The following is a 12,343-nucleotide window of genomic DNA, read 5'->3' as shown; positions in this document are numbered from 1 at the left end:
CCTCCTAAGGCCTTGTTATGGTAGTGGCATTGCAATGCGAGATGTTAATTTTGTGTTGCTGATATGTCAAAGGAAATGATGTCTTTATTTCAATTAGCGGCGAATGATAGTGTGTAAGTATTTGTAAATCAAATGAAAAGTTGACAGTTTTGGTATGACCAGTAGGGTTGTGCTTATTTGGCGGGGTAATTGGTTTAGCTTGTGCTAAAGTTAATTTTTATGCTTCAACACGTTCATAATATTGATGTTTTGGTGGGTGAGTTTAAATTATTTGACCAAAAAAATGGTGAAGAAACAGAGGCAGTCACTATGGTGTTTGCAACTACCTCTGTGGTGGGTTTAACGGCCAACAAAAGCAATAACGACACGGTCATTATTTAACGTTCTAGAGAACAGATAGGCATTTTGCTGTTCAATCTCATGATGAATGCCTGCGCCAATGGCAGGGTGTGATTGACGAAATTGGCCTAGCGTTTGCCAATGCTTCAGCAGCGCTTGTCGCTCTTCATCCAGTGACCACACCATGTCAGAACGCGTGCCTTGGTGAAAATCATCGGCGTAAGGGCCAACTTGACGTGCGACTTCATCACCGTAGTAAATTTGCACCGCACCCGGTGCGAGAAGCAATGCATTGGCGGCATTACGCTGCATTTCAAAGGAGTTAAAACGGCTAAAAAACAGCTCGGTATCGTGAGAAGAGAGGTAGCTCACGGGGGTAAAGTCTGGGTATTTCGCTAGCGTTTGCGCGTAGTCGCGGTACACCATCGCCATTTGGCTTAAGCAGGCTGCGCCTTTATCGACTCTTTTTTGCATATCAAAGTTGATCAGTGCATCAAAGCCATCATCAAAATAGGGGCTGCGGTAAGCTGAATGGCCCCATACTTCGCCCATCATCCAAAAGGGTTGCCCTTGCTGCCCGTTTTGCTCGCGCCAAGCTTCTAAACTGCGTGATGCCTCGCTTTTTAAGCGTCGCCATACCTCGCCTTCCACATGTTTTACTGTGTCGACGCGGTAACCATCAATACCAAAGCGTTTAACCCAATCGGTTTGCCACTCAATTAAGTAATCGGCAACGCTATACTGTTCGCGCGCTACCACGCGAGTGCCGGGGTTATTAAGTAGCCACTGCGGCGGCGTCACCGCTTGTGTTGATTCAGTGCGAAAATCCGGTAAGCCGGCCAGCGTCATCGTGATATCGCTAGATCCGGGTTTCTGGTAGCCGGGCAACCCAGCGCGAACCCAATCCTTGCCCCACCACTGCGACCAGTTGGCGCTTTGATAATCAATGGATTGATTGTAGCTGTGCCAGTTTTCTTCAGCTTTCGGCATCCAATCAACCCATTTTTGCGGTAAATTTTGGGGATTAACCACCTCAATCTGATCAAATTGCAGGTCAGCCAAGGTGGCGTAGCCGGAATGGTTGAGCACCGCATCGAGCAAGATTTTTATGCCTCGTTTATGCGCTTCAGTGACCAGCGTTTTGAGATCCTCCTCATCACCAAAATTTTGATCGATCTTGGTAAAATCACGCGTCCAGTAACCGTGATAGGCATAAAAAGGGAACGAGCCACTGTCACCACCGCCGACAAAACCGTGCACCTGCTCCACAATCGGCGAAAGCCAAATCGCGTCGGTGCCTAAGCTTTTGATGTAATCGAGTTTGGCAATCACACCTTTTAGGTCGCCACCGTGGAAAGTGCCCACTTCTTCTTTGCCATCTTTTTTACGGCCATAGCTATTGTCGTTACTTGGGTCACCATTGTTGAATCTGTCCACCATCACAAAGTAAATCGTGGCATTGCGGTAGGTAAAGGGTTCGCTGGCGGCATCCGTTGCGGGGGCAAGCAGCACCAATCCACCACTGGTTGGTGACGGCATTAAGGTGACTTGGCTATTTTTTACGCTGAGGATTTGGCCGGTAAAGGTCTCTTTTAGTCGTGTGCCATCGGGGAACGTATTGCCCAGTTGTAAGGTCACTTCACCGCCTTGGTACTGTTCGCACGAAACACTCGGTATCGGCCGTTTAAATTTGCTAGTAGTGGATTTTTTGGCTTGGCGGACAAAGGTTAAGGTCTGCTGCTCGTCATTATAAGCGAAGGCGTAATCGCCAGTGAAACGTATCGTCAGCGGCAGTTCGGTTTCTTGTCCACAATTGAGGGCGATGGGCGCGTTGAATTTGATGCTCTGCTGAGCCGGCGCGCTGCACTGACCCTCAATCCCTGATACTTTTATTGTGTAGCTTTCTTTGGTCAAGGGAATGACTAAAGGCGTTTTCGAATCCAGCGGAAAGTCGCGGCTAGTCGTGGTGGTCGAGATGGTCAGATTGGGCGCGGCAAACACAACAGGCGCGGCAGCGCAAAGTGCGAGTGTTAACGTGGAGAATTTCATGCTCTATCCTTGGCCTTCATGGGTTAGGGTGATTCGTTTTTGCATTATCGTCAGTCGCTGTAGGGCGAGGTGCTTCATCGCTAACAATAAAAGCAGAGAGAGAAGTTGACATCATTCTTGTGCCTAAGCCTTAAGAATTTGGCGTTGATCACAAAGCATGGCTTGGGGGCGTAGAAGCGATGAATTTTCCAGCGATATAAATTGTCAACGTGTAGTGAATCTCACAACTTCGGCGCGTAATCTTAACTTATTCGGTAGATTCATTGAGCCGTCATCGAAACCTGCTTAGGATGACGGCAATTAAGTCAAAGGAGACAACCAATGGTTGCTAAAGTAACAATCGCGCCGCAAGGGCCAGATTTTTCAGAGCTAGTACAAGGTTACTGGCGTTTGGCAGATTGGGGCATGACGCCACAACAGCGTTTAACGTTTTTAAAACAGCACATTGAACTGGGCATTAGCACGGTTGACCATGCGGATATTTACGGTAACTACCAGTGCGAGAAACTGTTTGGTGAAGCCTTAGCGCTGGAGCCCGCGCTGCGCGAGCAGATCCAAATCGTCACTAAGTGCGACATCAATTTGTGTGGCGCAAAAACGCCGCAGCGTAAGATAAACCACTACGATACCAGTTCTGCGCATATCTATCAGTCGGTCAATAATTCGCTGGAACGACTTGGTGTGAGCGAAATCGATCTGCTGTTGATCCACCGCCCAGATGCCTTGATGGATGCCGATGAAGTCGCCGAAGCGTTTTCTGAACTGCGCAAAGTGGGCAAAGTGAAGCACTTTGGTGTATCTAACTTCAGCCCGCGCCAGTTTGAACTGCTGCAATCTCGCCTAGGTAAACCGTTAGTGACCAACCAAGTGGAGATGAACCCGCTCAACTTCGATGTGGTGCACGATGGCACTTTGGATCATTTGCAAACGCAGCGCATTCGCCCAATGGCTTGGTCTTGTTTAGCTGGCGGCGAGATTTTTAACGGTCAGACTGAACAAGCCCAACGTGTGCGCAGTGAGCTAGAAGCGATCGCCCAAGAGATCGGCGCAGACAGTATTGATCAGGTTATTTACGCTTGGGTATTGCGTCTGCCTTCTAAGCCGCTGCCGATTATTGGCTCTGGTAAAATTGACCGCGTCAAAGCGGCAATTGCTGCGCTTGATTTAGAACTGACCCGCGAGCAGTGGTATCGGGTTTGGGTCGCCGCCAAAGGGCATGGCGTGCCATAGAGCAGATGTTTTTTGGAACAGATGCTTTTGAAAACAGATGTTTTTGTCCCGCGATACGCTTTTCGTATTGCTATTATTTCAGTATTACGATTAGGTTTTAATCTCTCTCCCAACCAGCCCTCAGTGGCTGGTTTTTTTGTCTACTTCCCATTCACGTCATCCAGCCTGCCATTAACGCTGCATAATCCCCCTTTATCGCAAAGTGGCGCATCTGGCCTATTTACTGCGTAATCTGTCGTTATCAAGCAAATTTCATCACCAACGAATGAAAGGGACCATCATGATGACGACATTTTCTTATTCACGCTCACTTCGCAACCTGCTACTCAGTGTCGGGTTGCTGCTAAGCATCACGGCTGTTCAAGCTAATCCAAGCGACGCTTTAATTATGCAGTACAACCAAGCGGCCGAAGGCGACAGTGACAAAGTGGAGCTTGTGCTTCACCAACTAGAGCAGTTGATTAAACAGCAAGGGGCCAAACCGCTCAGTTTAGCTTATCTGGGCAGTGCACAAACCCTGCAAGGGCGTGATGCATTCATGCCTTGGAATAAGATGAGATACGTCGAAGAAGGCTTGGCCACCATAGACAAAGGCCTGACTTTACTCAGCAATCACCCGCAGCCGCTTGCTGAACAAGAGCGCGTCATGGGGCTGCCGGATAGCTATTTAACGCGCGCGGTTTCGGCCGCGACTTACACCTCACTGCCCGATATGTTCAACCATTTTGAGCGTGGTTATGATTTGTATCTCGACCTTCTTGTTGAACCCGAATTGACTGCGCAACCTTTTGCCGCCACCGCATGGGTTTATCGATACGCCATTCAAGCCGCCCTTCGTGCCAACGACATTCCTCAAGCAGAGCAATGGCTTGCCCAGATGCAAACTCATCAGAAGCAAGGTAAGCAAGTTGACAACCAGCCAGCAGAGCATCCGCAAATCATCCAAGCCAAGGCTTTGATTACAAATGCGTTGATTGAAAACGGATTGACTGAAAAAACGCATGAATTGAAAAGCGAATGAGGGAGGGCAACAAAATGCTACGATTTGAACAGATCAGTAAAACCTATCAATTAGGTATGCAGCCGCTGCTGGCGTTGAGCGCGGTGAATGGCGAAGTCAAACAAGGTGAAATGCTAGCGCTGTGCGGCCCGTCAGGTTCGGGAAAAAGCACTTTGCTCAATATCTTGGGGCTGCTTGATCAAGATTACCAAGGTGACATTGAACTGGCGGGTTACCCTTACCCAACCGATCCAAGAGAGGCGGCGGCGCTGCGGCGCAAAAAATTAGGCTTCGTTTTCCAAAAATTCAACTTAGTTCCGGTGATGACAGCGGCGGAAAATATTGCTTACCCGTTGATGCTAAATGGCTACAGCCTGCGCGATCAGCGTACTTTAACGCGCACTATGCTAGCCAAAGTGGGGTTAGAAACGCTGGCTCACCACCGGCCGGATCACCTTTCAGGCGGTCAGCAACAGCGCGTAGCCATTGCGCGCGCGCTGATCCATAACCCAGAAATGGTGATTGCCGACGAACCTACCGCCAGTTTAGACAGCCATACCGCCAATGTGGTGATCGACATCATGAAAAGCCTTGGACACGAAATGGGCACCACTTTTATTGTGGCTACGCACGACGCGCGCATGGCCAACCGCTGCGACCGAACCTTGCAGCTTGTGGATGGCAAAGTGATTCAGGAGGCGATGAAATGGGCAAGCTGATTTCTATGGAATGGCGTATGGCGGCGCTGAACTTACTGCGTAATCGCCGCCGCAGCCTGCTTTCGGTATTGATCATTGCCATTGCTGTTTTCGCATTGACCAGCGCCGGAGGATTTGGCCTTTACACTTACCAAGCACTGCGCGAATCCACTGCGCGCGACACCGGGCATTTAACGCTCAGCCAACCGGGCTTTTTTGAGCAAGATGAAGAGTCACCACTGGCTAATGGGATTGCCGACAGTGCGTTGATTGTTAAGCGATTAATCGACGATAAGCGGATACGAGGCATTCAGCCACGCATTGAGTTTAGCGGGTTGGTCTCTAACGGTAGCAAATCGACCATTTTTGTCGGTTCCGGCGTTAACCATAAAGAGTTTGATATGAAAGGGCCATTTTTGGACGTTCGCCAAGGCAAAACCTTGTCCAATATTGACTCACCTCGATTTGATGCGAGTGAACCGGAAGTAATGCTGGCGGTGGATCTCGCCAAAAACTTAAACGTGTCGATTGGCGACTGGATTACTTTACTGACCAGTACCGCTGATGGCGCGCTCAACGCGGTTGATTTCAAAGTGCACGGCATCTATTCCACGGGTGTGCCTGAATTGGATAAACGCCAATTGTATCTGCACATTCAATCGGCCTCTGAGCTGTTAGCTTCGAATAAAGTGAGCACCTTATCGCTGTTTTTGTTTAGTACCGAACAGACAGAAACCATGCGGCATTGGGTTGAAAACAAACTGTCATTAATGAGCCTTCGCCAAGCGATTCAAGTGACGCCTTGGCAGCAGCGCGCGTTTTTTTATCAAAAAGTAAAAGATCTTTACGATCGCATCTTCGGCATCATGGGGTTGGTGATGGGGTTGGTGGTCTTCGTCGCACTATTTAACACCTTAACCATGTCGGTCACGGAGAGAACCCGGGAAATCGGAACGCTGTCGGCGCTTGGCACTTACCCAAATGAAATCGTCGCCAGCTTCATACGCGAAGCCGTACTGCTAGCCATTTTAGGCTCGCTGGTGGGTGCGGCGTTCAATGCCCTAACAAGCGTGTTATTGATGGTAGTCGATGTGCAAATGCCACCACCACCGGGACGCACGGAAGGGTATCCTTTACATATTTATTTTTCATGGGAATTGGTTCTGCTGAGTGCGTTTGGCGTACTCAGCATTTGTATTGCAGCGGCTTGGTTGTCGGCACGCAAAGGAGTCAACAAGCCAATCACGGAGGCACTGGCTTATGTATAAATGGATGATGTTATTACTGATCACGCTTAGCGGTGGCTACTCGGCCGCTGGCTGGGCGGCGCTGGATGCAGGGCAAATGACCAAAAACGCCGACCAATATCGCCTTGGTTACAGCGCGGCTAAAGTCGTCTCTTTGGTGTCGCTTTATGAACGTGGTGAGCTCGATAAAACGCGTCAATATCACGTGTATACCAAAGCCAATCGCGACTCGTTAGTGGTGTTCAAATCCTCCGTTGAAGCGGGGCAAAAAATGCTGATGCTCGATGAAAACTACTGGTTGTTGATGCCAAAAAGCCGCCGCCCTATTCGTATTACGCCAATGCAAAAACTGCTTGGTGAGGCTTCGGTGGGCGATATTTCAACACTGACGTGGAGCGAGGATTACCAAAGTCAATTGATGGGTGAAGAGCAGATAGAAACACCCAGTGGTCAACCTTACCTGACGCATAAGTTGTCATTACTGGCTGTCACAGAAGGGGCGAACTACCAGCAAATTATCTTATGGTTGGATAAAGAGAACGATTTCCCAATCAAAGCTTCTTTGTATTTACGCTCTGGAAAACTGGCCAAGCAGGCTTGGTTTCGCGCTGGTGAAAAAGAGGGACGAATGCGCGTAACCAGTATGACGCTGCTTGATCAAATTCAACCGACCAAAAAAACGGTGGTTGAGTATCAACACATCGAGCCCATGGAGCTAGATGAAAAATATTACAACCCCGCCTATCTGACTCGTAACAGTCTATCGGAGTTATGAGATGAAGCGTGTTGCGTTCGCTTTTTTAACTAGCGTATTGAGCTTAGCTGCGCGGGCAGAAGCCCCCAGTTTTGATTGGGATTGGGTAATGAGCGCATCCACCACGGCGCATCGCGACAGCCTTTTTTTTCCTAGTAATCAAGCGCGCGATACGCAGCAGATTGAGGCGTTATTGGATGTAGAAATGAGGTGGCATGGCTGGTTGGGTCTAGTGGCTATCAAACAAAACGCCTTGTTGAGTAGCGATGCACAGCAGCACGCCGACAGCGAGTTCATTCTACAAGAACTGTTTTGGCAAGGCAGCCTAGTGTTGGCTGATGTGCCGTTTGAGCTGACACTAGGAAAAGTGCGCTTGGATTGGGGAGTGGGCTACGGTTATCGTCCGCTTGATCTCTTTCAACCTTATCGCCGCAATCCGGTCGGTATTCAGGTAGAAGAGGGGGCCGGAACGCTCTCTGCTTCTTATTATGATCAGCAAGGTGAATGGACGCTTTTTTATACAGATTCCTCTTGGACAGAGCAGCAAGGCAGCGAGTTACAACAAATGACCGAACAACAAGGGGCGGGCGTAAGGCGTTATCAGTTGATGGGCAATGCCGAATGGCAGGCGATTGCTTATTATGATGACGTTCGACGCGGCGTGCTAGGTAGCTCCTTTGTTACTGTGCTCACTGATGCATGGGAAGTGCATGCGTCAGCGCTCTATCAGCGTCACTATTTGGCGTACCAACAGCCCAGCGCGTTGGCTCAAGCAGTTTACTCTCAACAACAAGAGATTGAATCGCGCATGGCTCTTGAATCACGAACTCAAGGCTATCAGGCACTGGTGGGTTTCAACTGGTCGGGAAGTGATGGGCAAAGCGTCATTGCAGAATATTGGTTCGACAGTCGCAGTTGGGGAAAAGAGCAGTGGCAACAAGCGCAGACCAACGCGGATTCGGTTCGTTATCAGCATAATCAAGCGTTAGGTTGGTCTTACGCACAAGGCTATAACCACGTGAATCTCGTGCAGCATAATGTGATGTTGCATGCTTCGTTAGATAGCCAAGCTTGGCGTCATTGGGCGTGGAGCCAGAGTATTGAATGGTTGCAAGGCTTAGTGCCGACACTTGATGTGCTGATTGCACCGCAAGATGGCGGCGTGATCGCTACCCAATGGCTCAATTACTCAGTGTACGATTCTGGTACAGCCTCTATCGAAATCGAACTGGCCGCACGTTTTATGACTGGGCCTGCTGACTCTACATATGCAAACTTACCAGATAAGCATATGATTCTATTAAATATGAAAGGGAAATTCTAATGTGCGAGAAAGTTGAGATTCGAAATCTTGCCAAAAGCTTGTTATTTACTTCGCTGTTTTGTGTGGTGATCGCCTTTACCACTCAGGCCATTTGGCCCAGTGACATCACGTTGCACTTAGCAATAAGCTTTGGCTACGGTTACAGCGCTGTGGCTATTGCTCACTTACTGAGTCGCTTCGCACCGCAGTTGTCCGCACGCTTAGTGAACGTTTTTTCGCTCACGGGGTCGATGATTTTCGGTACGTTACACGCTTATTTATGGCTTAGTAAATACGCGCACTTTAGTCATTTTTCAGCAATGAAACCGGTGATTTTTCTCGGTTTCGTTTTTACTGGCGTTTGCTTTTTCTACTTCTACGCGCATGAACAAAAGCTGATTGCTGAAAAAGCGCTGGAAGCCTCCAAACGGCGTCAATCTGAACAAGAGAAAGCCTTGATTTTGAGCCAGTTGCAGCAGTTACAAAGTCAAATTGAACCCCATTTCTTATTTAATACGCTTGCCAATATCAGCGTGTTGATTGGCTCTGAGCCTTATAAAGCGCAAATGATGCTCGAAAAACTAACCGACTTATTGCGTGGGTCGCTGCGTAGTAACCGCAATCGCACCACAACGCTACGTGAAGAGTTACATTTAGTCGATGCGTATTTGGGTATTCAAAAAATTCGTTTAGGTGATCGGCTGGATTATGAGATTGCAATGCCTGGCGCAGCGGATGACATTCCTTTGCCGCCGATGCTGTTACAACCTTTGGTTGAGAATGCTGTTAGCCATGGTATTGAGCCGAAAGCCGCGGGGGGGAAAGTGACCATCAAAAGTGAAATTTATGACGAGTGGTTTGAAGTCAGTGTCTGTGACAGTGGCATTGGATTACAGCCGAGTGCTCTTTCAGCAGGGCATGGTATTGCGTTGGATAATATTCGCCAACGCTTAAGCGGCCTATTCGCTGATGATGCGTGTCTCACTATCGCCCAAAATCATGATGCTGGCGTGACGGCAACGATTAGAATAAAGCGGCTATTATTGGACCAACTACAAGGAAGTGCCACATGAGTACTGTCTCTGCGACCGCTATTATTGCTGATGATGAACCGCTATTGCGGCATCATTTAAACCGTGCATTAGGAGAAGTGTGGCCAGAGCTCGATATTGTCGCGCAAGCCGAAAATGGACGCGTGGCATTGTCCATGATTGAGCAGCATCAGCCTGAGGTGGCCTTTATTGATATTCGAATGCCAGAAATGGATGGTATGTCGCTCGCAAGGCAATTGGCTGGTTTGGCAAAGCCACCACTGATTGTATTTATCACCGCCTATGACGAGTATGCCATTCAAGCTTTTGAAGCCAATGCGGCGGATTATTTATTGAAACCGCTTTCTGAAGCGCGTTTAGTGCAGTGCTGTACTAAGTTGCAGCTAAGATTAGCCGAGCATTCTTCTGAGCGACAATTACCTGATTTGCAAACCCTTTTACAGCAGATACAGCATATAAGCCAACAGGCATCGCCGTCGTTTTTAAGCTGGTTAAAAGTTCAAAAAGGTGAAGATATTCACCTGATTTCGGTGGCGGATATGTTGTACGCCAAAGCTGAAGACAAATATTTATCCATATACGTAAAGAGTGATTCTGGAGTGCAGGAGTTCTTACTGCGCAGTTCATTGAAAGAGTTGCTGCAGCAGCTTGACCCGAATCAGTTTTGGCAAATCCACCGTTCAACGGCAGTGAATGTTGCCAAAATAGATAAAGTGAAAAAAGAGTTCACGGGTAAAATGTACGTCTTGATTGGTCCTGATAAGTTACCCGTCAGCCGTGCGCTGCAAGCTCAATTTAAGTCGTAACTGAATTTAAACCGCCGTTCGATTGATCGCGTGATTAGCGGTGTGCGATCTGCTTGGCGGACAGGGTGAATCGGAAGAACGCCTCTACAGACATAGGTTCAGAATAATAAAAACCTTGGATGTAACGTACACCCAACAGCTCTAATTCTCTCACCTGATCTTGGTTCTCAACGCCCTCAGCAATCAGCCGCATGTTCAATTGCTTTGCTAGTTTAATCATCGACACTAACACCGAAGTAATGGCTGAATTTTGATGCAAGCTTTTAATAAACACTTGATCAATTTTGAGAGTGTGGAAGTCGTGTTGGTGGATAAAATTTAAACCCGAGTAGCCAGTGCCAAAATCGTCAATCGCAATTTTAAAGCCTAGCTGTTTCAGTCGCTGTAAGTTTTCCATGGCTAACTTCAACTCGTCCACGTTGAAATGGTTGTCTTCGGTGATCTCCAACAGAAGTCGTGGAACAATCGCTGGGTGTTTTGTCGCGTAGCGTTTCATGTAATCCATAAAGTAATTATCAATGATCAATAACCGGCTGATGTTGATGCTGATGTATTGATCGTGCAACGCATGTTTGTGCTGCTCCACACATTCTGTCACCAATTTCAACACACGGTAGGTGATTTGGTGAATCACGCCAATACGCTCTGACAACGGGATAAAAATGGTGGGTGAAATATAGCCTTGAGAGGGTTCATTCCAACGCAGTAGCGCTTCGCTACCAACAATTCTATTCTCGGTAATGTCGACGATTGGTTGTAAATAGAGTTCCAACTGATGGTTTGATATTGCCTCTCTCAAAGAGACTTCTAAGGTGTTTCGGCTGAGGTAATAGTTGTGATAAGCAAGATAAATCAAAGAGATAATACTTGCTGTAAGCAAGACAAGCCATAAGTTATCGAGAAAATGGTAAGCATAAGATCCGTTATTTAAGTAGATCTGAATTGAGAGTGGGTAATGCTCGGATTTAAAGAGAAAGCTAGTATGAGCAGAATCGATCTCTTCCTGATCACTGCGAATACTTTGGCTTAACACGTTGACCTGATAGCCGTAGTGCCATTTGGCAAGTTTAGGAGCGACTAGGTTCATAAACTGTTCTGGAGGCATCAGTGCATTGAGGCCGCTCATATCTGGCTGTGAAGCATAGACAAAAAATGTTTGCTCTTTACTGCGAGATTTTGTTAATGAAATGGTCGTATTCGTTGGAGATTGTTTAAGCCTGTCAAGAATATGTTTGTACAAATGAATGGTGGTATGGCCTTCATTGCTGGTGCAAAAAATAGTCCCGTGAGCGTTGTACATGCCCACTTCTTTGACCATTTTCGAGCGAAATACATAGCTCCTCAGAGCAATGATGTCTTCTCTTTGGCAGTGCTTTGAAATGTTTTTACTTAACTGGTTCAGTTCATCCGACGTTTGATTGATGTGATGTTCCAGTTGTGTAATGGCTTGTTCACCGAAGCGGGTTGCCTGCCGGTTAGTGTCATAAAAGTTTTTAACTATCGCGAAAGTAAACACAAATAAGAAAATACCCAGAATAGGAATAAATGCGTTTATCTTTGCCGAAAGTATCTCTTTTGCAACGCTAAATTTGCTCGGTGAACTGTCATTGTTTTGCATTACAGACAGTGCTCATAGGTTATTACCAGTAAAAATCAGTATTGCTTTTATGTTGATTACTATAAGTAATTAATTTCTAAACGTAACCTAGAGTCTTGTCTCAAAAGTGAGATGAAAGAGCAGTTATCTGTTTTTCAAAGGCTTTGTTGCTCATTTCCAATTTCATAATTTTCTTAATATACAAGTCGATAGTGTTTTTTTATGGGGTTAGTGCCTAGCGCGACTCCATTTTGACGCTGGTGAGCCT

12 protein-coding genes are annotated in these 12,343 nt (G+C 47.3%); 10 read left to right on the top strand and 2 right to left on the bottom strand.

What is annotated here, in order from left to right; genetic code table 11:
* Window positions 1-219: 219 nt before the first annotated feature.
* Window positions 220-381, top strand: coding sequence for a hypothetical protein (locus tag DD616_RS02955; protein WP_017049245.1), 162 nt, complete (start codon window positions 220-222; stop codon window positions 379-381).
* On the opposite strand, the gene DD616_RS02950 is transcribed toward DD616_RS02955, so the two are convergent.
* Window positions 340-2,388: an alpha-amylase gene (locus DD616_RS02950; protein WP_208871431.1), complete on the bottom strand. Its 2,049-nt coding sequence runs from the start codon at window positions 2,386-2,388 to the stop codon at window positions 340-342. The genes DD616_RS02955 and DD616_RS02950 overlap by 42 nt on opposite strands.
* Window positions 2,389-2,709: 321 nt before the next feature.
* Here DD616_RS02950 and DD616_RS02945 point away from each other — a divergent pair, with 321 nt between their 5' ends.
* The 9 genes from DD616_RS02945 to DD616_RS02905 are packed head-to-tail and all read left to right on the top strand — an operon-like array spanning window position 2,710 to window position 10,478.
* Window positions 2,710-3,618: an aldo/keto reductase gene (locus DD616_RS02945; protein WP_017048162.1), complete on the top strand. Its 909-nt coding sequence runs from the start codon at window positions 2,710-2,712 to the stop codon at window positions 3,616-3,618.
* A 21-nt stretch (window positions 3,619-3,639) separates the two neighbouring features.
* A complete protein-coding gene (locus tag DD616_RS02940; protein WP_208871430.1) occupies window positions 3,640-3,849 on the top strand; it encodes a hypothetical protein in 210 nt (69 codons plus the stop codon).
* Window positions 3,821-4,639, top strand: coding sequence for a hypothetical protein (locus DD616_RS02935; RefSeq protein ID WP_094164472.1), 819 nt, complete (start codon window positions 3,821-3,823; stop codon window positions 4,637-4,639). Before DD616_RS02940 ends, DD616_RS02935 begins: the two co-directional genes overlap by 29 nt.
* A 14-nt stretch (window positions 4,640-4,653) precedes the next feature.
* Complete coding sequence (locus DD616_RS02930; protein ID WP_020477135.1) at window positions 4,654-5,337, top strand: ABC transporter ATP-binding protein; 684 nt, start codon at window positions 4,654-4,656, stop codon at window positions 5,335-5,337.
* Window positions 5,325-6,584 (top strand): ABC transporter permease, encoded by a 1,260-nt coding sequence (locus DD616_RS02925; RefSeq protein WP_208871429.1) that lies wholly within the window; start codon window positions 5,325-5,327, stop codon window positions 6,582-6,584. The genes DD616_RS02930 and DD616_RS02925 overlap by 13 nt, the downstream gene beginning before the upstream one ends.
* Window positions 6,577-7,338 (top strand): outer membrane lipoprotein-sorting protein, encoded by a 762-nt coding sequence (locus DD616_RS02920; RefSeq protein WP_019282639.1) that lies wholly within the window; start codon window positions 6,577-6,579, stop codon window positions 7,336-7,338. Before DD616_RS02925 ends, DD616_RS02920 begins: the two co-directional genes overlap by 8 nt.
* A 1-nt stretch (window position 7,339) precedes the next feature.
* Entirely contained in the window at window positions 7,340-8,641 is a 1,302-nt protein-coding gene (locus DD616_RS02915) for a hypothetical protein (protein ID WP_208871428.1), read from the top strand.
* Window positions 8,641-9,693: a sensor histidine kinase gene (locus DD616_RS02910; protein ID WP_017042182.1), complete on the top strand. Its 1,053-nt coding sequence runs from the start codon at window positions 8,641-8,643 to the stop codon at window positions 9,691-9,693. Before DD616_RS02915 ends, DD616_RS02910 begins: the two co-directional genes overlap by 1 nt.
* Window positions 9,690-10,478, top strand: coding sequence for a LytR/AlgR family response regulator transcription factor (locus DD616_RS02905; RefSeq protein WP_017042183.1), 789 nt, complete (start codon window positions 9,690-9,692; stop codon window positions 10,476-10,478). The genes DD616_RS02910 and DD616_RS02905 overlap by 4 nt, the downstream gene beginning before the upstream one ends.
* A 34-nt stretch (window positions 10,479-10,512) precedes the next feature.
* Here DD616_RS02905 and DD616_RS02900 read toward each other — a convergent pair whose 3' ends face one another.
* The gene (locus tag DD616_RS02900) at window positions 10,513-12,096 is read right to left on the bottom strand and encodes an EAL domain-containing protein (protein WP_094126728.1); all 1,584 of its coding nucleotides are present in this window, start codon (window positions 12,094-12,096) and stop codon (window positions 10,513-10,515) included.
* Between the last annotated feature and the right edge of the window lie 247 nt (window positions 12,097-12,343).

This window comes from Vibrio anguillarum, from assembly GCF_003390515.1.
Lineage (GTDB): Bacteria > Pseudomonadota > Gammaproteobacteria > Enterobacterales > Vibrionaceae > Vibrio > Vibrio anguillarum.
This window is presented reverse-complemented; position numbering and strand designations above follow the sequence as displayed.

Excerpts from the sequence above, each read along its gene's own strand:
- DD616_RS02955 (WP_017049245.1), top strand. The coding sequence starts at position 220 with ATGCTTCAACACGTTCATAATATTGATGTTTTGGTGGGTGAGTTTAAA.
- DD616_RS02950 (WP_208871431.1), bottom strand. The coding sequence starts at position 2,388 with ATGAAATTCTCCACGTTAACACTCGCACTTTGCGCTGCCGCGCCTGTT.
- DD616_RS02945 (WP_017048162.1), top strand. The coding sequence starts at position 2,710 with ATGGTTGCTAAAGTAACAATCGCGCCGCAAGGGCCAGATTTTTCAGAG.
- DD616_RS02940 (WP_208871430.1), top strand. The coding sequence starts at position 3,640 with ATGCTTTTGAAAACAGATGTTTTTGTCCCGCGATACGCTTTTCGTATT.
- DD616_RS02930 (WP_020477135.1), top strand. The coding sequence starts at position 4,654 with ATGCTACGATTTGAACAGATCAGTAAAACCTATCAATTAGGTATGCAG.
- DD616_RS02925 (WP_208871429.1), top strand. The coding sequence starts at position 5,325 with ATGGGCAAGCTGATTTCTATGGAATGGCGTATGGCGGCGCTGAACTTA.
- DD616_RS02920 (WP_019282639.1), top strand. The coding sequence starts at position 6,577 with ATGTATAAATGGATGATGTTATTACTGATCACGCTTAGCGGTGGCTAC.
- DD616_RS02915 (WP_208871428.1), top strand. The coding sequence starts at position 7,340 with ATGAAGCGTGTTGCGTTCGCTTTTTTAACTAGCGTATTGAGCTTAGCT.
- DD616_RS02910 (WP_017042182.1), top strand. The coding sequence starts at position 8,641 with ATGTGCGAGAAAGTTGAGATTCGAAATCTTGCCAAAAGCTTGTTATTT.
- DD616_RS02905 (WP_017042183.1), top strand. The coding sequence starts at position 9,690 with ATGAGTACTGTCTCTGCGACCGCTATTATTGCTGATGATGAACCGCTA.
- DD616_RS02900 (WP_094126728.1), bottom strand. The coding sequence starts at position 12,096 with ATGCAAAACAATGACAGTTCACCGAGCAAATTTAGCGTTGCAAAAGAG.